The following is a 21,201-nucleotide window of genomic DNA, read 5'->3' as shown; positions in this document are numbered from 1 at the left end:
AAAACGGGTGAGAACCCGCCGAGCCGCATAAGCCCGGTATGTGTCGCTTAGGGTGAGGAGCATGGACGCGACCAAGGTGATCATCGATAGTGTCGAACGGTTCAAGCAGCGGCGTACCGCTCCCCTGATCCTTGAGCTCGACCTCACCGAGGGCCTGACAGACGGCAGTCCTCCGGCCGACCCGCTGAGCGCCATCATGGCGATGCGCAAGACGAGCCTCACCGACGTGCTCGCCGGGCTCAAGCGCGCCAGGAAGGACGACCGGGTCAGGGCACTGATCGTCAAGATCGGCACCCAGCCGCTGGGCCTCGCGATCGTCCAGGAGCTCCGCCAGGCTGTGATCCACTTCCGGGCCTCGGGCAAACTGACCGTCGCGTTCGCCGAGACCTTCGGCGAGATCGGCGGGGGCACCGTCCCCTACTACCTGGGCAGCGCCTTCGAGCGGGTCTACCTCCAGCCCTCCGGTGACGTCGGGCTGACCGGTGTCGCGATGGAGCAGCGCTTCCTGCGGGGCGCCCTGGGCAAGATCGGCGTGGAGTACCAGATCGGCCAGCGGCACGAGTACAAGACGGCCGCCAACACCTTCACCCAGGACCACATGACCGAGGCCCACCGCGAGTCGATGAGCCGCATCACCGAGTCGATCACCGAACAGGTCGTGGCGGGCATCGCCGAGGGACGCGGCCTGGAGCCGGCCAAGGTACGCGAGCTGATCGACCAGGGCCCGTTCATCGGCGCCGAGGCCGTCGAGGCCAAGCTCGTCGACCGACTGGCCTACCGCGACGAGGTCTACGACGAGGTCAAGCAGTCCGTCGGCGACGGCGCGCTTCTGCTGTACGTCGGCCGCTACGCCAAGTCGCTGTCCGCGAAGAAGCTCCCGCACCCCGGCGAGCAGGTCGTCGCACTCGTCCGCGGCAACGGCGCGATCCGGCTCGGCCGCAGCGGTCGCAGCCCGCTGGGCGGCGGTGGCGCGATGGGCTCCGACACCATCTGCGCCGCCCTGCGCGCGGCCCGCAACGACGACCATGTCAAGGCCGTCGTCTTCAGGGTCGACAGCCCCGGCGGCTCGTACACCGCCTCCGACGCCATCTGGCGCGAGGTCGTGCTCACCCGCAAGGCGGGCAAGCCCATCATCATCTCGATGGGCGATCTGGCCGCCTCCGGCGGCTACATGGTCTCGATGGCCGCCGACGTCATCGTGGCCCAGCCGGGCACGCTCACCGGCTCCATCGGCGTGTTCGGCGGCAAGGCGGTCATCGGCGGGCTGCTGGAGAAGATCGGCGTCACCTCCGAGACCGTCGGCGAGGGCGCCAACTCCGGGATGTTCTCCCCCACCAACGCCTTCTCCGAGGCGCAGTGGGCGCGGATCAACGCCTGGCTCGACCGGGTCTACGACGACTTCGTGAACAAGGTCGCCGAGGGACGCGGCCTGTCGCGCGAGCGCGCCCACGAGCTGGCCAAGGGCCGGGTCTGGACCGGTGCCGACGCCCTGGAGGGCGGCCTCGTCGACGAGCTCGGCGGCCTGGAGGACGCCCTCGCCATCGCCCGCAAGAAGGCGGGCCTCGCCGTCGACGCCCCCGTACGCGTCTACCCCAAGCTCAACCCCCTGGAGCGGCTGCGCCCCGCGGAGTCCAGCGAGGACAAGGCCGCCGCCCTGGCCAAGGTCCGCCTGGAGTCGTGGGGCCCCCTCGCCCACCTCGCCGGCGAGCTGGGCCTGCCCTCGTACGGCCCGCTCATCCTGCCGGGCACCTGGACGATCCGCTGACCTTCGTCGTACACGTGAGAGCCGTCCCGGTCGACCGGGGCGGCTCTCACGTGTACGGAACCCGTGAGAAAAGAGCGAGCGATCAGCGGTAGCGGCTCCGGTAGCGCGCCAGCGGCAGCACGGACGCGTCGACGTACTCGACCCCGAGGACCTTCGCGATGAACAGCGTGTGATCTCCGGCCGGGACCACCTTGACCGTCTCGGCCTCCAACGCGGTGACACCACCGTCCACCACGAGTGCCTCGCTCAGTGCACCCCGGTGGTGCGGCGTCCCCGCGAGCAGCAACCTCGCCCCCGGACGGCCCGCCGTGGCGAACCGGCTCGCGATCGCCTTCTGCCCGGCCGACAGCACACTCGCGGCCCAGCGGTCCTGCCTGAGCAGCAGCTCGTTGAGATATCCGGTGCTGTCCAGGCTCACCATCACCAGCCGAGGATCCAGCGACAGCGAGGTGAAGGTGGAGACCGTCACCCCCACGTCGTCGCGATCGTCCTTCACGGTGACGATCGTCACCCCGGTCACCACCTGGGCCATCGCCTCGACGAACTCGTTCATCCGGCCATCATCCCGGACCCGAGCGCCTGCTTGGCCCGGCGCCTTGTCCTCCTCCGACCACGAGGCACCGGATAGACCGGAGACGAGACCGCCACCCGGCATGAGAGCGCCAGACGGGCACCTGATCGCTGCCGAGTCGGCCGGACGGCCACCCCCTGGCATCATGGTCATCAACCGACGCGACGGGAGCGGCCCACATGCATGTCGAGACACACGGTCCTGCCGACGCCCCGCCCGTGCTCCTGCTGCACGGTGGCGGTGTCGCCGGTTGGATGTGGGAGCCGGTGCGTGAGCGTCTCGCGCGCGACCACCGGCTGATCGTCCCGGACCTGCCCGGCCACGACCGCAGCGCGGACGAGACGTATCACTCCCATGCCCAGACCGCAGAAGCCCTGACGAAGCTCCTCCACGACGCGGGCGGTCGCGTCTCCGTCGTCGGATTCTCCCTGGGCGCGCAACTGGCGGTCCTGCTCGCCGCGCACCGGCCTGAGCTCGTAGAACGTGTGGTCGTGGTCAGCGCGCAGGCCAAGCCCATCGCGGCCACCGGCTTCACCCTCGGTCTGCTCGGCGCCACCGCCGGGCTCGCCCGGCAGCGGTGGTTCGCCAAACTGCAGGCCAAGCAGCTGTTCATCCCCGATCCGCTGCTCGACGACTACGTCCGCACGTCCGCGAGCATCTCGAAGCAGACCCTGCTCGCCGCGGTCGGCGAGAACCTGCGCTTCACGCCGCCGCCCGAGTGGTCGCGTTTCCCCCGCGAGGCGCTGATCCTCGCCGGCGAACGTGAACGGGCCCTGATGCGGGATTCGGCCCGCGTGCTGCACGAGGCCCTGCCGGGCAGCAAGCTGGAAATTGTGGCGGACTGCGGGCACGGCATCCCGCTACAACGTCCCGGCTGGTTCGCGGACCGCGTACGTGCCTGGCTCCGCGCCTGATCCCCGCCACGCCCGGCCCGATGTGCTCCGAATCACATCGCCCCACGACCTTCCCGTCGCCGCTTTCAACCCGCGAGAAATCACCCCCAGCCACTCCAGCACCACCGCCACCACCTTCGGCCCGCCCCAAAACCACGAGTTCAAGCTCTCTTCTCCCCTCGTGACCGTCGTGAAGCCCGCCATATCCCACCGCTCGTGAACCGCTTTTTCTCAAAACTCGAAGACGAAGCACCCCAGGCGAACCGTGAGCCACCACCCCCTCCCCCTACGTGATCGTTTCGGCCTGTCTCCCTCCACAACCGAACGTCACCGTGAGAACGCGATCCAGACATGTCACACTTTCAAACCCGAAACACGTGTCCTATTTAGCCCCTCTTGTACATATTGCGGACATAAAGGCTCTATGGGTAATTTCTGATCGTTTGCTGTTAGCTCGCTCCGAACCGTCGACCTCGGCCCACCTCGGGCCTGATGGCGGGCTGGGGTAACGCGGGAGCGGTTGGCTCTCGCGCTGACTTGTTCGGAGGGTGACGGCGTATGCGCCGGAGTTTGTCATGGTCGTTTTCGGTAGTCGTGAGAACCTGGACAGCGGTGGCCGTGCTGGTGACGGCGCTACCGGGCCTGCTGCTGTTCCAGGCGTTTCCGGCATCCGCCGCGACGGTTCAACCCCCCGCCCTCTTTCACGGCCCTCCCGACACCCCTGACCAGTTGACCGGTTCGGCGGCGGGCTTTCCGTCCCTGGTGGATTCCTCGGCTACAACCACGTCGGTAAGCCTGCCCAAAAGCCCCGAGCAGGACATCCGTGGCAGCAAAGATGTGTTGCCGATCGAAAAGCGGTTCAACGGCACGGATTCTCAGGCCTCGGCCGCCAAGGAGAGGGGATTGCTTCTCTCCGACAGTCAACGAGCCGAACGTCAGGGAGCGGCTACCTCCGGTGGTGCGACGGCTTCGGCTTCGACCGTCTGGTGCGCGGACTATCCGCAGTGGAGTTCCTCTCAGCGCTATAGCTTCGGCAACGTCGTCTACTACGACGCACGTTTGTGGGAAGTGGTCGGTTTCAACAGCACGGTCGGCTCGCCACCGGACCGAGACCGGGCATGGATCAGTCGGGGAGCGTGCTCGTTTCATCGTTCCCCGTCGGTGGTTCCTGTCTTGCCCGCCGATGGCGCGCTGGTGGAATCTCGGACGCCCATACTGCAGGCGTGGGGCGGTAGCAACGACTACTTCAACATCCCGATCGATTTCCAGTTCGATGTGTGTGACAACGAGGCGATGTCCGGGGCGGGGTGCAGCTCTTCGGGGGTGTTGGCTGCCGGCTGGGATAACTACAAGTCCTGGAAGGTCCCGGCGGGAAAGCTGACTTGGAGCAAGCAGTACTGGTGGACCGTGACCGCCACCGACACCGAAAGCAACATGGAGACAACCTCTTCCGCGATCTCCTTCACCACCGGGGTGCGTCAGCCGGTGATCGGCTCGCAGTTGGCCACACGCGGGGTCAACGGCCAGGAGTTTCACCAGGTGCCGGGGAACTACACCACCTCGGCCACCGATCTGTCGGTGGCCACACCCGGCCCACCGCTGTCGGTCACGCGCTCCTACAACAGCATGGATACCCGCATCGACGGAATCTTCGGTGCGGGCTGGTCAACGCGCTGGGACATGAAACTGGTGCGCGAAGTACGCGGTGACCTCGTCACCGCGCTGGTGACCTATCCGGACGGGCGCCTGGTGCGGTTCGCCGCCAACGGCGACGGGAGTTTCCAGCCGCCGCCGGGCATGCACGCCACCTTGGCGGACGTCAGTGGGGGCGGGTGGAAACTCATGGACAAGTCCTCCACCGTGTACCTGTTCGACACTCAAGGCCGGTTGACGAAGGTGACCGACGCCCACGGCCGGGCACAGGACCTTCTCTACGCCGCGGACGGCAAGCTGGAGAAGGTGACCGCGACCGGTGGCCGGTCGCTGACGTTCACCTGGGCGGGCGCACACGTGGCGAGCGTGTCCGGTGACCCGGTGAACGGCTCACCGGTGACGTGGACCTACCACTACGAGGGCGACAAGCTGACGGCGGTGTGCGCGCCGATTGCCGCCCCCAACTGCACCCGCTACACCTACGACAGCGGCTCGCAATACCGCAGCGTCGTCCAAGACGCCGAGCCCTACGGCTACTGGCGACTGGGGGATACATCCTCCTCGATGGCGGTCGACCTGGGAGCAGGAGCAGGGGACGCCTCCTATGAGCAGATCAGCGGCGGCGCGCCTTCCAACATCTCCTACGGCAAGCCCGGCGCACTGGCGGGTACCCCTGACACGGCAGTGGAGTTGACCAATGCCCTGGTGAACTTGCCGGAACACGCCTTGTCGAATCTGGGTGACAACATGTCGGTGGAGATGTGGTTCAAGACCACCGGCTCCGGTGTGCTGATGGCGGCCTCAACGACCAACGCCTACCTGCTGGACGACCCGATGCTGTATATCGGCACCGACGGCAAGCTGCGCGGTTCGTTCGAAGCGGTGGCCTCCCCGATGGGATCGACCGCCGTGGTCAACAACAATCAGTGGCACCATGTGGCGCTCACGGTCGCCGGAGCCGATCAGGCCCTCTACCTCAATGGCGTGCAGATCGGCACCATGACCGGCCAGGTGAACACCTGGCGCCCCTACGCCAATGTCGGCAACGGAATCGTCTTCCGCGGATCGGCTCCCGGCCTGCCAACCGGAACCGGTACGCAGGAGTTTCCCTTCCGCGGCCTGATCGACGAGGTCGCGATCTACGGCAAGCCGCTCACCGCTACCGAGGTGGCGCTGCACTACGCCGCACGGGCGGTAGCGCCGCACAAGCTCGCGAAGATCACCCTGCCCTCCGAGCGAGTGTGGGCGACCAACACCTACGACGCGGGCACCGAGCGGATCAGCACCCACACCGACCAGCACGGTGGCACCTGGAAGATCGGCCAGCCCGTCTACGACTACGAAACCGGTCTGTCAACGATCACGGTGACCGACCCCAACAACAACACCCTTGCCTACGCCCACGATGCCTGGCGCGGCTACCGCCTCGTCAGCCGCACCGACCAACTCCAAAAGATCACCGAGTACGAGTACGACACCGGTGGATTCCCTACGAAGGTCACCGACCCGAACGATGTTGTCATCGAGCAGGTCAACGACGCGCGCGGCAACGTCACCGCCACCAAGACCTGCAAGGCAGCGGGCAACTGCCAGACCACCCGCCAGGCGTTCTACCGCAACAGCGCCAATGAGTTCGACCCGCGCAATGACCGTCCCGTAACACACAGAGATGCCCGCTCAGCGAACGCCACCGACAACACCTACGCCACCACCACCGAGTACACCCCCCAAGGTGAAGTGGCCAAGCAGACCACCCCGGCCACTTCCGACTTCCCCACCGGCCGCTCGACGACCTACACCTACACCGACGGCACCGAACCCGCCGTCGGCGGTGGCAGCGCCCCTGCGGGGCTGATGAAGTCGGTGAAGGACGCCAGGAACAACGAGACGACCTATCGTTACAGCGCCACCGGGGACCTAGCCGAACAGATCAGCCCATCGGGGCTGGTCTCGAAGTTCGGCCATGACGGGATAGGCCGAGTGATCTCGCATACCGAGGTGTCGGCGGCCCATCCGACTGGGGTGACCACGACGTTCACCTACGACGGGACCGGACGGCTGCTCACGCAAACCGCTCCCGGAGTGAAAAACGAGGTCACCAACGTCACCCACACCGCCAAGGCCACTTACACCTACAACCCCGACGGTGACACGCTCACCGAGACGGTGGCCGATCTGACCGGCGGTGATGCGACGCGGACGACCACCTACACCTACGACCCCAAAGGGCGGGTAGAGACGATCACCGACCCCGAGGGTGGGATGGCTCGTTTGACGTGGGACAGCACAGGGGCGCAGGTGTCGGCGACCAATCAGTTGGGCACGGTCTTCGCCTACGGCTACACCAAGCGTGGCGAGTTGGCTTCGACAACGATCAAAAACTGGACTGGCAGTCCACTGGCCCCGAAACCGGCCCAGGACGTGGTACTTGAGGCGCGTTCCTACGACAACGGGGGACGTCTGGGCGGGCGAGTCGACGCGATGGGCCGTAAAACCCTCTACACCTACTTCACCGACAACCGTCTGTCGGAGGTCATCGGCGATGATGTGCGGCTCAACGGGTTGACGACTACGACCGATGTGGTGTTGGAGGCCAACACCTACGACGCGGCCGGCAACCTCACCAAGCAGGTCACCGGAGGCAACAAGGCCACCACCGACTACGCGTACGACGCGGCGGGCCGCCTGACCTCCACCACGTTCGACCCCGCCACGCTCAAGCGGAAAACCGCCTACACCTACGACGCGGTCGGCAACATCTCCAAGGAGACCTTCACAGGGGCAGTCAGTACCCGCACCGAATCCACCACCTACACCTACAACGCGCTGGGCCTGATGACCCAGCGAACCGTGGAGAACGGCGCTGAGAACCTGGTCACTACCCGCACTTACGACGACCGTGGCCTGCTCACCGCGACAACCGACCCGCGCGGTAACGCCTCCGGCGCCGACGCGGCGGATTTCACCACCACGCTGCGCTACGACCTGGCCGGGCAACTGGTGGAGACCAAGGCTCCGCAGGTAACGATCGAGAAGAATGGAACGGCGACCGCCGGGCGACCCACGGTGCGCTACGGCTACAACAGCGTCGGCCTGACCACCCACGCGGTGGACGGCGAGGGACGCACCAGCACCGCCGCCTTCGACAAGGCAGGCCGCTTGACCTCGACCACATCGGCCCCCTACACCCCGCCGGGCGGGGCCACACTGATCCCGAAGATCAGCTACGGGTACGACGCGGCCGGTCAGCTGACCAGCGTCACCAACGAGCGCGGCTACGTCACCACCGCCACCTACGACGCGCTGGGCCGCGCGGTCAGGGTGACCGATCCCGGCCCATCCGGCCCTGGCGGTGCCTGGACGTCGGAGTACGACATGCTGGGCGAGGAGTTGGCCACGGTCGATCCCACCGGGGCCCGCAGTGAGGCGACTTATGACGATCTGGGCCGTCAGATCACCGCCACACGGATCGAACGCAAGCCCACCACGGCAGCGCACACCACCACGCTGACCTACGACAGTGCCGGGAACCTCACCAAAGCCGTCGCTCCGGGCAACAAGACCACCAACTACGTGGTCAACGCCGCCGGGCAACCCATCTCGATCAGCGACCCGCTGACACACGCCTCCACCTTCAGCTACGACATCCTGGGCCGCACCACCAAGGTCACCGACCCGCTGAACAATTCCACCGAGGCCGAATACGACCTGGCCGGCCGCCAGATCGCCGCCAAGGATCTCACCAGGATCGGAACGACCGACACGGTGGTGCGTACCTTCGGGTTCGGCTACGACCTGGCTGGTAACCCGACCAGCACCACCTCCGGTGAGGGGCGCATCACCCGCCGCACCTTTGACGCCGCGAGCCGGATGACCTCACTGATCGAACCAGTCGCTACAGGAACTTCGATCACCTCGACGTTCGGCTACGACGCCACCAGCGCGCACACCCGCATCACCGATGGCCGTGGCAACGCCACCTGGACCAGCTACAACACCCTTGGCCTGGTCGAGTCGGTCATCGAACCGGCCACCACCGCCTACCCGAACGCGGCTGATCGGACCTGGACCAGCCTTTACGACGCCGCCGGGAACGTCACCGCGACCCTGCAGCCCGGCGGGGTGCGCATCGACCGCACCTTCGACCATCTCGACCGGCTCACCAAGCAGACCGGCAGTGGCGCCTCGGTGGCCACCCCGGAGCGTAACCTCACCTATGACAGCGCGGACCGAGTGACCGCGGTCGGCGACTACACCTTGGAGTACAACGACCGTAGCCTGCTGACCAAGGTGTCCAAAGCCGCCAACCAGGTCGCCACCTACGCCTACGACGCCTCGGGCAACCCCACCCAGCGCGTCGACCCGACCGGGACGGCGAACTACACCTGGGACGCCGCCGACCGGCTCAAGACCGCGAGCGACCCGGTCACCGGCCGCACCTGGACCTACGGCTACGACAACGCCGACCGGCTCACCACCAAGACCTCTACCTCTCCGGTGAGCACCCAGACCTACGGCTACGACACCGTCAACCGGCTCACCTCACACTCGGTGAAGAACAGCTCCAGCACCGAACTGGCGAAGATCACCTATGGATGGGACAAGGACGACAACCTCACCAGCAAAACCACCACCGGCACCGCCGGGGCGGGAGTCAACACCTATGGCTACGACCATGCCGGGCGGCTGACCTCCTGGACCGCGCCTGGTGGCGCCACCACTTCCTACACCTGGGACGAGTCCGGCAACCGCACCGGCGCCGGAAGCGACACCTTCGTCTACGACCAGCGCAACCGGCTGATCTCTGGCGCCGGGACCGACTACACGTACACCCCTCGCGGCACCACTGCCACCGAGACCAAGGCCGGAACCACCCGCAACCTGACCTTCGACGCCTTCGACCGACTCGTCTCCGATGGAGAGGCCGACTACGGCTACGACGCCCTGGGCCGGATGACCTCACGCACCAAAGGCGCCGATCAACGGCGTTTCGTCTACTCCGGCCTGGAGAACGACATCGCCACCGTTGCCGACGGCGCCAACATCACCATGGCCAAGTACGGTCGCGACCCCTTCGGAGGGCTGCTCAGCCTGCAAGAAGGCACTGATCCGGCGCTTGCCACAATGACGGATCTGCACGGCGACGTGGTGGGCACCTTCTCCGGCACCGCGCTGGTCGACTCGGTCGCCTATGACCCCTTCGGCAAGCCCATCCACCGCTCAGGCACCCCGCGCGGCCTCGGCTACCAGGGCGAGTACACCGACCCGGACACCGGCAAGGTCAACATGCGCGCCCGCTGGTACCAGCCCGGCACCGGCGCCTTCACCTCCCGCGACGACTGGACGCTGAGCCCTCAGCCTTCCGTTCAGGCCAACCGCTACACCTATGCCAACGCCGGCCCGCTGACTCACATCGACCCCAGCGGTCACGCCCCGTGCTACTCCGACACCCGGGCAAAGGCGGGTCAGGTGCCGGGGATGCTGATGGCTCCGCCCATGTTCCCCGACTCCAGCGGATGCCCCAAAAACAACAACAAGGGGTCGAAGACAAGTATCAGCGTTACCCCCCACCCTCAATCTGAGCCCGTAAAACCTTCTCCTAACAAAAATAACAACAACCCCCCAAACAACAATAAGAAAAACAACCAGCCGCCTCCCCCGAAAACCGAACCCGCACCTAAGACCGAAAAGGAGCCAGAGAAGAAGAATGGCGAAAAAGGCCCTAAGAATCCACCTCCCCCCAAGAGGGTATATGAAACAATCGAATCCTTCGTAGAAGAAGGTAAATACGATAGCAATGTCATCAACACCGTCGGCAACCAAAACGGCGGCGGCGGCATATCGAACTGGGACAAACCGGCAGACTCCGGCCCAGCCGACTACACTCCGCCAATCTCCACCAACCCCCCGCCGCCGGTATTGCCGCCCCTCTTCGAGGAGCCTCCACCGATCACTAACTGGTGGGATTATGCAGCCGGCATAGGCGACAGCTTCGGCGATATCAGCAGACTGTCCATGGGAGACGTCCTCGCCCTATGCGGCTTGGGGCACGAACTACCCTTCGGCGCATGCGACATGTACGACAACGGACTTAAAGCTCGCGCGGGCGCCTCGGGGTACGACCCTACCAGCGACTCCTACAAGCGAGGAAAAGGCGACGGCCTAGACGCCGCAATGGCCCTCGGCGGAGGACGAGGGGGAAAGGGATCGACCACGGGGCGAGTTCCTGACGGACAGTGGTTCCCACAGAGACCTTTACTAAAGAAAAATAATGGTGAACCTATGCCGACGGTTCCTGATGCCGCTCACACTCAACTAGGATGGCGAAAATCAAGAAGAGACCCTTACCCTCAGGCTCGGGAATTTGACGCAAACGGAAAACCGGTACGCGATATCGACTTCACAGACCACGGACGCCCTGAAACCCACACGAATCCTCACCAGCACAACTACGACCCAAATCCCACCGGCGGAACCAGACAAAGAGGTGGACCTGTGCCACTGGAGTACCCATGATCAGGAAGATAACGATTCCAATGCACAAAGAAAACGGCTCGCTCGTTAGCCTGTCTAATTTACTAGAAGCAATCCCAGACAATGAATGGAGGTGGATAATTATCGAATTTTACGGCATAGGTTCTCCTCCTCACGGAATGACAATGGATGAATTTGAGGAGTCTATAAGAAATGAGCCGAATGGCCTAACGGTTTCCTGGGCAGAACTCAAGGAAATGGGCAAAAATATTGAACAAACGTACGACTTTCTGGCCGTAGCGTACGCCCCAAACTCACCCTTGGAAGTTCCACCAACAGACACAGAATCCTTAAACGACAGCCTCGGCCAATGCATTCTAATTCGTGCTTTCGATAGCATGGAATGGACCGTCGAAGTAAGTGACAGGTTAGGGTTTTCTGAAAAATTAATATCAGCAATCGCGCGCATGAAATAAATATTTTCTAATTCGGAACATGATAGACGTTTATAGGTTGGCGCGTTGAGGTGATCTCGGCGACTTTTATTTCAAGTAGCCGTGTTCGAAGTGCGTGGACGATGTCGCCGATTCGGCTGGGACTGGCGGTGATGCGCTGGAGGGTACGCCAGCGTTGGGTGAGTAGGGCGAAGCCGCGTTCTCCCAGGCAGCGCAGAGCGTGCAGGAGGACGTTACGGGTGTCGAGGTCGAGGGATCGGCCGTCGGAGAGGTGGTTGACACGCCGATGCCGATGCCGTCGTAGCCGGAGTCGGCCAGGGTGGGAAGGCCGTCGGCGGCCTTGTACAGCGCGCCCAGGACGTGTGTGCGGGCGGCGGTCAGATCGTGCACCGATCCAAGTTCGATGTCGGAGACCCACAGTGGCAGGCCGCTGGGCGCGGACAGGGCCTGAATGTTGCCGCCGTGGTGGCGGGCCTTTCCGGAGTACCACAGGTCGATGGGCTCGCCTTTGACAATGATGGTCTTTTCGGCGCAGCGATCAGTGACGATGATCGTGCCGTCCAGGATCAGGTGGGTTGGGTGAGGCCCTCATCGGCGGCGCGACGCAGGGCGTGGCGCAGGGCGGGAGCTTGGTCGGCCAGGACATTGATGACCTCGTCGATGTAGCGGTAGGCGGTCGCCCGGGAGACGCCGTGGTCGCGGCCAAGGGCGCCCCGGTCGGTGCGGTCGCGAAACCAGCGCAATCCCATTACCGCCTGCTCAAAACAGGTCAGTGCCCGAGAACCCGAGCGGGTGCCCAATCGGCGACGTTCGGCCGACAGCAGGGGCGAGAGGTGGCAAACCAACTCCCGGGGGACGTCGAGCGCGGCTCGATAGATGATCACGTGGGGCTTTCTGGACTGAAGAAGGCTTGTGGTGAGACCTCTTCTACCGAAAACTCCACGCCCATTTCAGGGGCATCGCGATCTATCCTGGTTCATGTCAGCGGGCGCCGCTTTGAAGGCATCGAATCACAACCACCCTTATTGATCTTGGTGAGATTACCTCAATATCGACTGATAAAGGTCCTCAAACCTTCGGACTGCGGCGGTGTCCGCGAAGGGGCGGAGGCGGGAGCGGATGGCCTCTATGCGGTCGATGACGCGGGCTGAGTTGACCTTGACCGCGAGGTTCAGCGACTTCGCAGCCGCCTCCGTGGCCCGTTCAATTTCGCGGGCCTGGGCGTAGGCGTCGGCGAGCCAGCTCAGGTAGAGCGAAAACTCTCGGGCGCGCGTGGCGTCGTAGGTGTCGAGGCCCTGGGTGAGCAGCGGTTCGGCCTTGAGTGGGCGGCCGAGTTCGGTGAAGCATCGACCGGCCATCACGTCGACCTCGCCTCGGTCCAGCCAGTAGACCCACTTGGGGTCCTCGTCGCCGTCCCCATGCTGCTCGAACACCCGGTCGACCTCGCCGAGCGCCCGTTCGGTGATCGCTGAATCTCCCACTTTGGCGTGTGCCCAGGCCACTCGTTCCAGCAGCAGAGCGCGGGTGAGCGGGGTGCTTGATCGCTCCGCGCCCTTGGCCGCCGTACGAGCCACTGTGGCCGCTTGCCTGGGGTCTCCCACGTTGGCCATCTGGTAGCTCAGCGAGGACAGCAGATTGGCCGCCGTCGGCTCGTCTCCGGCGACGTGCGCGGCCTGGATGCCTTGGACGTAGTAGGTACGCGCGCGATCGTAGAGTCCGGCGTCAGAAGTCACCCATCCCGCGAGATGGCAGAGCTCTCCCACCGCTTTCAGCAGGCGGCGGCCCACATCCTCGCGGTAGGCGGCCTCCCTGACGACCGTGACCGTCGCCTCCAACTCCTGGGAGACGAGCGCATGCAGATCCGTACCCCCCACGTAGTCATCGAGGTGGCGTAGATGATCGACTCTGGTCTCGATCTTGTCGATCAGTGAATGACCGACGCGACGCCCCGAGCGGATCTCGTGGAGCTGGGGTGCCTCCACGATCAGCCATTCGTGGGCGACGCGAAGCGCGGACTCCTCCGACAGGGTCTCGCTCTCGGCGGCCAGCCCGGCGGCCATCGCCTCGTTGCTTTCTCGCGTCCACCCGTCGCTGAACAGCGTCAGGCGATCATCGTTGACGCTCGGCGGGGTGATGCCCAGTCGCTTGGCGCGGGACAGGACAACCGCCTGGTCGAGCATCGCCAGGGGCAGATCGAGCACGATGCTCAACCACGGCAACCAGGCCAGGGGCAGCCGCTTGCCGCGCTCCCAGCGGGAGACCTCGTTGCGAGTGATCGTGGCCTGCCCGGACACCCGGGCAAGCCGGTCGGCGAGACTCGCCTGAGTGAGGCCCTTGGCCTGCCGAGACTGCTTGATCAGTTCCTCGATCGTCAGACCTTCCACGCCCTGGCTCCTTTCGCGCACCATCTGTAGGCCAGGAAGCGGCCCCCAGCGACTGACTCGGCTCCAGGGCGGCCCCTCGATACGGGCCCCTGCGAGGCTCCTTCCATGGTCACTCACCTGCGGTTCTCTTGGAAGGGAATTACACAGAGTTACTCGATCTCACCTGGAGCAGATATGCCGGGCGACTCCCCGCCAGTGATCACCATGAATCCCCGCCAAGCCATCGAGCCTGCCTGGGAGGAGGGAACCGCCTGCGATGAGTACGGCCGGGTGCCGCGCGCGCTGGCACTGCGGTTCACCGACTGGTGCCTCTGGTACGGCAAGGCCACCAGACGCTGGTGGGCACTGCCTCCCACCTGGTGCCGACAGCGCGTCGGCCTGCTCGAAGCCGACACCCCCACCGAACTGGCCGCACAGATACAGCACATCGAGGACTTCCGCCTCCACCTCGTCCCCGAGCAGTCGGCACCCCTCATCCTCGACGCAGACACTCACGCGCCGCAGGCCGAAGACCCCAGCAGGGGGAGCAGCCAGGACATCAGAGTCACTGGAAATACCCGGTTCAACAGGGACGAGGGCAAGGGAGGTGGGCAAGATGGCAGCGCAATTCCTGTCCGTACTCGTCGGCCTACTCGTTGACCGCCTCCGCACCACGACGACCACCGATGCCGTACGGTCACCGCACCTGGGACGGATCCCCGGCTGGTCGGAGTCCCTCGGCCACACGCCCGTCATCTCTCAACGGTTCGCCGCCACCCCCGACCAGGTCAAACCCGCCCGCGCCTTCGTCGCTGAACTCCTCGGCGACGACCACCCACTCCGCGACGACGCCATCCTCCTCACCAGCGAACTCGCCACCAACGCCGTCGAACACTCCAGCAGACCGCTCGACGCCCGACCGACCGACACCGAAGCCACCGACACCGGACCGTACGACGGACCACACGACGCAGGGCCGCACGAGTACGACGCGGGGACGGTCGAGCGAACACCGGAGTTCGTCGTCACGGTGGCCTTCCTCCCCCACGGCGTGCTCATCACCGTCCAGGACCCCGGCACCTCACAGATCCCCTGTACGAGAAATCCCGGCCCGGAGGCCGAGGACTCATGCTCGTCAACGACCTCGCCACCCGCTGGGGATTCCACCGCGACTCCACCGGAACCGTCGTCTGGTTCGAACTCCGCTCGGCCGGGACCGCCACCCGGATCGGATAGTCCTTGACAAGGGGTACACCTGCCGAAGGGCGTGTCAAGCGTTGCTCGGCTCCCTGCGTGAACGGCGTTTCCGCTGGATCAGCAGGAACATGATCGCCGCGAGTACGGCGAGGAGGACACCGACGGCGAGTGCCACCATGAGGTAGGAGTCCGTGTCCATCTCCGCCTTGACCGCTCGCGCCGCGCCTGCGGCGGGAAACCGGATGGTCGCTTCGGCGGCGCGTTTCGTCAGCCCGCTCTCCAGGCGCATACGGGCACGCCACGGGCCATCGGGCACCTGCTCGGTGAGGGTGGCGGTGACGGTTCCTGTGTCACCGGGAGCGAGCGTCGTGCCCGTTTGGACCTTGTACGGACCCGCGCTGTGGTGCTGGCTTCCGGAGCTGCTGGTCAGTTTCAGGTCGCCGCTCAGGTCGAGGGCGCGGCCTCCGGTGTTGTGCACCTGCGCCAGGACGGCCTGCTGACCGTCCGGTGAGCGCTGGGCCGTCAGCGAGTCGATGGTGAAGTCCGATGCCGGTGGGTTGCCGCGGCCGACGTCCAGGTAGAGCCGGATACCGACGCGGTTGATCTGGGTGACGCCTCCGGTGGGCGGCGCGGCCTTGGCCGTCTCGGCCCAGATCATGGCGTAGCGCTCTCCGGGGGCGGCGTCATCGGGCACGGCGATGGTCACGGTGACCGGCGCGCGGCCCTCTGGGGGCAAGATCACCTTATGCCGGTCCATGGTGATCCAGGTGGACAGCTCGTTGGCGGTGTGATCGGCGGCGAACTGGAATTTCCGGTCGCTGATCTGTGCCGCGGCCGGGTAGATCGAGAGCTGCTTGGGCGAACGGGTCGTGTTGAACACCTCGACCCGCCGGTGGATGACGGTACCCGGCGCGAGGTGGTCGACGATGTAGGCCCATGCCCGCTTGTCGGCTCGGGCCGCGACCGGCGCTTCGAGCAGGCGGATCCCGATGCCGCTCGTCGATGATCGGGCCGCCTGCGCGGGCGTGTCGAGCGTGCCGACGGCCGGGATGAGAATCCCGGCCACCAGCAGCCCCGCAACGAGAGTAGGCAGACGCACGATTGCCGCCGGCTCCGCTCAGCCGACCGAGTGGGTGACGGTGCCGGAGTATGTTCCTCCGACGGCCGCGGACGGGATCGCCACGGTGACCGTGGGATTCCAGGTGGCGGTGTTGTTGCCGATGAGGTCGGTACCGGTGAACGCGACGCGCGGCACGTTGATGATGCCACCGGGACCGGGCGTGAAGGTTCCCTCGCCCGTCGTGGAGGTGGCCGGTCCGGGGGAATAGGTCACATTGATGTCTCCGATGGTCTCGGGGCCTGTCCCCCCACCGGTGGTGAAGTCGGTGGAGATGGCGGTCGCGCTCCAGGAACCGTTCAGGGTGGCACGGTCGTCGGTCACCGTGACCGGGCCGATCTCCCCTGAGACGCTGGTCGTGCCGGAGGCCACCGAGCCGAGGTTCGCCGTCGTCGGCGCGCTGATCGTCAGACCGGCGCCCGTGATCGAGAACGTGACGTCGGTGTCCACGGCCAGGGCGGGCAGGGAGGTCGCCGCGACCATGCCGAGACCGGCGACCGCGGTAGCGATCGCCAAAAGCGGTTTACGCATCTTTTGATCCAATGCTCAAACGGATGTGAAAGGTGACGCGCGGCTCGGACGCCTGCCTCAAGAGGTCAAGCCCACAGGCATGTCGCCACGCCTCGCAGCAGACGATAACTCTCCGTAGTCTCCGTAGGACGAAGAGGCGCGACGCGCATATTCACCGCAATACCGTTCCCTGACGATGAAATGCCGAAAGGCGCGGAATCCGGGTATCCGTTCATGGGGTGAGCGCGCCTCCATGACCACGGGGCCGATCGATTCTCCGCCCCGCGTTCTCGCGGGTGTTCCACAGGGATACCGCGCGACATCGCCACCTTCGAAACAGCGAACCGGCCCCGGACGAGGCGTCCGGGGCCGGTTCGGAGGAGTGGATCGTTAGAGCAGGCCGTTCTGGGTGAGCCAGTCCTTGGCGACCGCCTCGGCGTCGTCCTTGTCGACCGCGACGCGCTTCATCAGCGCGACCAGACCGGCGGTGTCCAGCTTGGCGGAGACCGCGTCGAGGGTCGTCCGCACCGTGTCGTTCACGCCGGCCTTGTTGACCAGGGGGGCGATGTTCTCCGCGGCGAAGGCGCTCTTGTTGTCCTCAAGGGAGACCAGGTCGTTCACGATGATCTTCGGGTCGGTGGTGAAGACGTTGCCGACCTGGACGGTGCCGTCCTTGATGGCGTCGGCGGTGGCGTCGCCGGTCTTCTTCCACTCCTTGAACTCCAGGCCGTAGGTGTCCTTGAAGTTCTTCTCCTGGCGGGTCTGGAACTCCGGCGGGCCGCCCACCGAGTAGTTCTTGGCGACCTTGACCAGGTCCTCGATCGTGGTGAGGCCGTCCTTGGTGGCGGTCTCCTTGGTGACGGTCAGCGAGTTGTTGTCCTCGGCCGCGGCGGGGGTGAGGACCTCAAGCTCGGCGGGGAGCTTCTCCTTGAGACCGGCGACGACGTCGTCCTTCGACTTCGCCGTGGTCGTGTTGTCGACGAAGGCGAGCAGGGAGCCGATGTACTCCGGCAGGATGGTGAGGCCGCCGCTCTTGATCTGGTCGTACAGGACCTCGCGGCTGCCGATGTTGAACTTCTCCTCGACCTCGACGCCCTTCGCCGCCAGGGCCTGGGAGTAGATCTCGCCGAGCAGGACGTTCTCCGGGAAGTTGGCCGACCCGATGACGACCTTCCCTCCTTCGGCGGGAGCGGCGGCGGACCCGGACTCGGCGGGGGCCGGGGAGGCGCTGGTGAGCGGATCTCCGCCACCGCATCCGGTAAGTGTGAGCGCCGCGGACAGGAGGATCGCCGCGGTGCTGATCAGGCGCTTCATGGTGCTATTCCCTTCCAAAACGGGGGGTAATGAAGACTATCTGATGGCCTGGCGCTCGCTCACCCCCGGGGAGACCGTTGCGCGCTGTACCAGGGTGAACCCGAGCTGAACGATCAGCGCGAGCAGTGCTACGAGAACCGCTCCGCCGATCGTGCTCGGGAAATTCTTGGTCGCGAGACCGTCGATGATGAAACGGCCGAGACCGCCCAAGCCTACGTACGCGGCCACCGTCGCGGTCGCCACCACCTGGATCGCCGCCAGGCGCAGACCCAGCAGGATGAGCGGCAGCGCGACCGGCACCAGCACCCGGCCCAGGACCTGCCCGCCCCGCAGGCCCATGCCGTACGCGGCGTCGCGCAGGTCGGGATCGACCCCTCGGATGCCCTCGTAGGTGTTGACCAGGATGGGCGGCACGGCCAGCGCCACCAGCGGGATGAGCACCGGCAGGCTCGTGCCGACGCCCAGGAACAGGACGATGAGGACGAGCAGGCCGAGCGTCGGCAGGGCGCGGGCCGCATTGGCGGTGAGGATGACGAACAGGGCGCCCCTGCCGGTGTGGCCGATCAGCAGCCCCAGCGGCAGCGCGATCAGCATGGCGAGGAGCAGCGAGAGACCGGCGAACTCCAGGTGTTCGAGCAGCCTGTTGGGGATCCCGTCGGGTCCCGACCAGTTGGCCGGGTCGCCGAAGAAGTCGAGCAGCCAGTTCACGCGGCCCCCCTTACCCGCGACGCCTGCGACACCCGCGTCATCAACGACGTCGGCGACATCCACCACCTGATCGGTCGAGCCGCAAGGACCGCGCGGGCCCCGATCGGCCGAGCCGCACGGGCCGTACGAGACACGATCAACCGTTTCACGCGGACCCCCTCGCCCTCGACCACGGGGTGAGCAGGCGCTGCGCCAGGATGAGCAGCAGGTCGGCGATCCCCGCGAGCACCACGACCAGCACGATGCCGACGACGATCGGGGTGTAGAACTGCCGCTGCCAGCCGTCGATGAACAGGTAGCCGAGCCCGCCCCTGCCGACCAGCGCGCCGACGCTGACCAGGCTGACGCTCGCGACCGTGGCCACCCTGAGCCCGGCGAGCACGACCGGTACCGCGATCGGCAGCTCGACCTGGAGCAGCCTGCGCAGCGGGGTGAAGCCCATCGCCACCGCGGACTGGCGCACGTGGTCGGGGACCGAGCGCAGTCCGTCGACGACCGCGGGGATCAGCACCGCCATCGCGTAGAAGGTGAGCGGGACCATCACGGTCATCCGGGTGGCGAGGCCGGTGATCGGGATGAGCACGATGAAGACCGCGAGCGAGGGCAGCGAGTAGATCACGTTCATCACGCCGACGGTCGGCTGGTAGAGCCAGCGCCAGCGGACCCCTGCCAGCCCGAGCGGGAGGGCGATGATCAGTCCGACGAGGATCGGTACCAGCGCCATCACGATGTGGTCTTCGAGCAGGCCCTGGATCGTGGGCCAGTTACGCCCGATCCAGTCCCAGCGGACCAGGGGCTCGTCACCCATCGACGCCTCCCGCGAGCCCGTCGGCGCCTCGCCCGGCGGCGTCGGCGCCTCGCGCGGGAGTGTCGGTGCCTCGCCCGGCGGCGTCGGCGTCGGTGGCGGGAGCGGCGGCGGGCGCGGGAGCGGCCGCGCTTCGCGACGGGCCGCCGATGCTGCTCGCCACCGTGGCCAGCGCCTCGTCCAGCGCCTCGCGGGTGGCGGCGCCCACGGCCTTGCCCGTCTCGTCCACCGCGACGGCGCTGCCCGACGGGGTCAGCAGCGTCGCGTCCAGCGCGGCGCGCAGCGAGTCGCGTCCGCTGACGAAGGTCCCGTACGGCGCGAGTTCGGCGTCGGCGAGGGTGCCCGACTCGGGCAGGTCCTTGACGGCGGCCCAGCCCAGCGGCCGGTTCTCCCCGTCCACCACGGCGAGCCACGGCTCTCCGGTGGCACGCGCCGTGGCGGTGTCGGTGGAGGCGGGTACGAGCAGGTCGGTGCGGAGCCGTACTCCCTCGTCCGAGACGAACGACAGCCGCCGGATGCCCCGGTCGCGGCCCAGGAACTCGCGGACGAAGTCGTCGGCGGGCCTGGCCAGCAGCGTCGCGGGGTCGTCGAGCTGGGCGAGGTGGCCCCCGACGCGGAGCACGGCGACCCGGTCACCGAGCTTGACGGCCTCGTCGATGTCGTGGGTGACGAACACGATGGTCTTGTTCAGCTCGGCCTGGAGCCGCAGGAGCTCCTCCTGAAGGCTCGTACGGACGATCGGGTCGACCGCGCTGAACGGCTCGTCCATCAGCAGTACGGGCGGGTCGGCGGCGAGCGCGCGGGCCACGCCGACGCGCTGCTGCTGCCCGCCGGAGAGCTGGAAGGGGTAGCGGCCGGCCATCTTGGGGTCGAGTCCGACCCGTTCGAGGAGTTCCATCGCGCGGTCGCGCGCCTTCTTCTTGTCCCAGCCGAGCAGTAGGGGCACCGTCGCCACGTTGTCGACGATCTTGCGGTGTGGGAAGAGCCCGGCCTGCTGGATGACGTAGCCGATGCCCCTGCGCAGGGTCGGCGGGTCGATGGTCTTGACGTCGACGCCGTCGAGGAGGATCTGTCCCTCCGAGGCGTCGATCATTCTGTTGATCATGCGGAGGGACGTCGTCTTACCGCATCCCGAGGGGCCGACGAAGACGGTTATCTCCCCGGTCGGCACCTCAAGGCTCAGGTTGTCCACGGCGACGGTCCCGTCGGCGTAGCGCTTGGTGACACCGTTGAATGTGATCATGCGCAACCTCTTGTTTTCGCAGGGTTACGGCTCCCCTGCCACAACCGTCCCCATGATCCAGCACAGGTCAGCCTATGCCCCTCATCTCCGATCTGTCTTCCAGGCTTTCCCCAACCAGCTCCGAAGCAGATCC

Annotated in this window: 14 protein-coding genes and 1 pseudogene; 6 read left to right on the top strand and 9 right to left on the bottom strand. The window is 66.1% G+C overall.

What is annotated here, in order from left to right:
* Window positions 1-61 precede the first annotated feature (61 nt).
* Window positions 62-1,765 (top strand): signal peptide peptidase SppA, encoded by a 1,704-nt coding sequence (sppA, locus tag AB0B96_RS16085; protein ID WP_362899290.1) that lies wholly within the window; start codon window positions 62-64, stop codon window positions 1,763-1,765.
* Window positions 1,766-1,847: 82 nt separating this feature from the next.
* Here sppA and AB0B96_RS16080 read toward each other — a convergent pair whose 3' ends face one another.
* Window positions 1,848-2,318, bottom strand: coding sequence for a flavin reductase family protein (locus AB0B96_RS16080; RefSeq protein WP_362899288.1), 471 nt, complete (start codon window positions 2,316-2,318; stop codon window positions 1,848-1,850).
* A gap of 197 nt (window positions 2,319-2,515) precedes the next feature.
* Here AB0B96_RS16080 and AB0B96_RS16075 point away from each other — a divergent pair, with 197 nt between their 5' ends.
* From AB0B96_RS16075 to AB0B96_RS16065, 3 genes are all read left to right on the top strand, one after another.
* Entirely contained in the window at window positions 2,516-3,250 is a 735-nt protein-coding gene (locus AB0B96_RS16075) for an alpha/beta fold hydrolase (protein ID WP_362899286.1), read from the top strand.
* 591 nt (window positions 3,251-3,841) lie between these two features.
* Complete coding sequence (locus tag AB0B96_RS16070) at window positions 3,842-11,398, top strand: LamG-like jellyroll fold domain-containing protein (protein ID WP_362899284.1); 7,557 nt, start codon at window positions 3,842-3,844, stop codon at window positions 11,396-11,398.
* Window positions 11,395-11,832, top strand: a complete 438-nt coding sequence (locus AB0B96_RS16065) for a hypothetical protein (RefSeq protein WP_362899282.1) — start codon at window positions 11,395-11,397, stop codon at window positions 11,830-11,832. Before AB0B96_RS16070 ends, AB0B96_RS16065 begins: the two co-directional genes overlap by 4 nt.
* Before the next feature lie 7 nt (window positions 11,833-11,839).
* Here the strand turns inward: AB0B96_RS16065 and AB0B96_RS16060 are convergent.
* Both AB0B96_RS16060 and AB0B96_RS16055 read right to left on the bottom strand, forming a co-directional pair.
* A pseudogene (locus AB0B96_RS16060) lies at window positions 11,840-12,695 on the bottom strand (transposase family protein).
* Window positions 12,696-12,851: 156 nt separating this feature from the next.
* A complete protein-coding gene (locus AB0B96_RS16055; RefSeq protein ID WP_362899280.1) occupies window positions 12,852-14,195 on the bottom strand; it encodes a helix-turn-helix transcriptional regulator in 1,344 nt (447 codons plus the stop codon).
* A 204-nt stretch (window positions 14,196-14,399) separates the two neighbouring features.
* On the opposite strand from AB0B96_RS16055, the gene AB0B96_RS16050 reads away from it, so the two are divergent.
* A complete protein-coding gene (locus AB0B96_RS16050) occupies window positions 14,400-14,834 on the top strand; it encodes a hypothetical protein (protein ID WP_362899278.1) in 435 nt (144 codons plus the stop codon).
* Complete coding sequence (locus AB0B96_RS16045; protein WP_362899276.1) at window positions 14,791-15,417, top strand: hypothetical protein; 627 nt, start codon at window positions 14,791-14,793, stop codon at window positions 15,415-15,417. The genes AB0B96_RS16050 and AB0B96_RS16045 overlap by 44 nt, the downstream gene beginning before the upstream one ends.
* Before the next feature lie 27 nt (window positions 15,418-15,444).
* Here the strand turns inward: AB0B96_RS16045 and AB0B96_RS16040 are convergent, their stop codons facing one another.
* The 6 genes from AB0B96_RS16040 to AB0B96_RS16015 all read right to left on the bottom strand — a co-directional run bounded on the left by AB0B96_RS16040 (window position 15,445) and on the right by AB0B96_RS16015 (window position 21,068).
* Window positions 15,445-16,470, bottom strand: a complete 1,026-nt coding sequence (locus tag AB0B96_RS16040) for a peptidase (protein WP_362899274.1) — start codon at window positions 16,468-16,470, stop codon at window positions 15,445-15,447.
* A gap of 18 nt (window positions 16,471-16,488) precedes the next feature.
* Complete coding sequence (locus tag AB0B96_RS16035) at window positions 16,489-17,019, bottom strand: hypothetical protein (protein ID WP_362899272.1); 531 nt, start codon at window positions 17,017-17,019, stop codon at window positions 16,489-16,491.
* A 369-nt stretch (window positions 17,020-17,388) separates the two neighbouring features.
* Entirely contained in the window at window positions 17,389-18,312 is a 924-nt protein-coding gene (locus AB0B96_RS16030; protein ID WP_350947517.1) for an ABC transporter substrate-binding protein, read from the bottom strand.
* Between the two features lie 36 nt (window positions 18,313-18,348).
* On the bottom strand, window positions 18,349-19,020 hold the full coding sequence (locus AB0B96_RS16025) for an ABC transporter permease (RefSeq protein ID WP_350947516.1): 672 nt from the start codon (window positions 19,018-19,020) through the stop codon (window positions 18,349-18,351).
* Window positions 19,021-19,165: 145 nt separating this feature from the next.
* Window positions 19,166-19,828, bottom strand: a complete 663-nt coding sequence (locus AB0B96_RS16020) for an ABC transporter permease (protein WP_350947515.1) — start codon at window positions 19,826-19,828, stop codon at window positions 19,166-19,168.
* Window positions 19,821-21,068 carry an ABC transporter ATP-binding protein gene (locus AB0B96_RS16015; RefSeq protein WP_362899269.1) on the bottom strand — a complete coding sequence of 416 codons (1,248 nt, stop codon included), beginning with the start codon at window positions 21,066-21,068 and terminating at the stop codon, window positions 19,821-19,823. The genes AB0B96_RS16020 and AB0B96_RS16015 overlap by 8 nt, the downstream gene beginning before the upstream one ends.
* Window positions 21,069-21,201 lie beyond the last annotated feature (133 nt).

The sequence above is a fragment of the Streptosporangium sp. NPDC049046 genome, from assembly GCF_040649155.1.
GTDB lineage: Bacteria > Actinomycetota > Actinomycetes > Streptosporangiales > Streptosporangiaceae > Streptosporangium.
The sequence above is the reverse complement of the archived record's forward strand: the minus strand, read 5'-3'. Positions and strand labels throughout refer to the sequence as shown.

Bases quoted from the DNA above. Each gene is read 5' to 3' on its own strand.
- AB0B96_RS16075 (WP_362899286.1), top strand. From the start codon at position 2,516: ATGCATGTCGAGACACACGGTCCTGCCGACGCCCCGCCCGTGCTCCTG.
- AB0B96_RS16035 (WP_362899272.1), bottom strand. From the start codon at position 17,019: ATGCGTAAACCGCTTTTGGCGATCGCTACCGCGGTCGCCGGTCTCGGC.
- AB0B96_RS16050 (WP_362899278.1), top strand. From the start codon at position 14,400: ATGAATCCCCGCCAAGCCATCGAGCCTGCCTGGGAGGAGGGAACCGCC.
- AB0B96_RS16020 (WP_350947515.1), bottom strand. From the start codon at position 19,828: ATGGGTGACGAGCCCCTGGTCCGCTGGGACTGGATCGGGCGTAACTGG.
- AB0B96_RS16080 (WP_362899288.1), bottom strand. From the start codon at position 2,318: ATGAACGAGTTCGTCGAGGCGATGGCCCAGGTGGTGACCGGGGTGACG.
- AB0B96_RS16065 (WP_362899282.1), top strand. From the start codon at position 11,395: ATGATCAGGAAGATAACGATTCCAATGCACAAAGAAAACGGCTCGCTC.
- AB0B96_RS16045 (WP_362899276.1), top strand. From the start codon at position 14,791: ATGGCAGCGCAATTCCTGTCCGTACTCGTCGGCCTACTCGTTGACCGC.
- AB0B96_RS16015 (WP_362899269.1), bottom strand. From the start codon at position 21,068: ATGATCACATTCAACGGTGTCACCAAGCGCTACGCCGACGGGACCGTC.
- sppA (WP_362899290.1), top strand. From the start codon at position 62: ATGGACGCGACCAAGGTGATCATCGATAGTGTCGAACGGTTCAAGCAG.
- AB0B96_RS16030 (WP_350947517.1), bottom strand. From the start codon at position 18,312: ATGAAGCGCCTGATCAGCACCGCGGCGATCCTCCTGTCCGCGGCGCTC.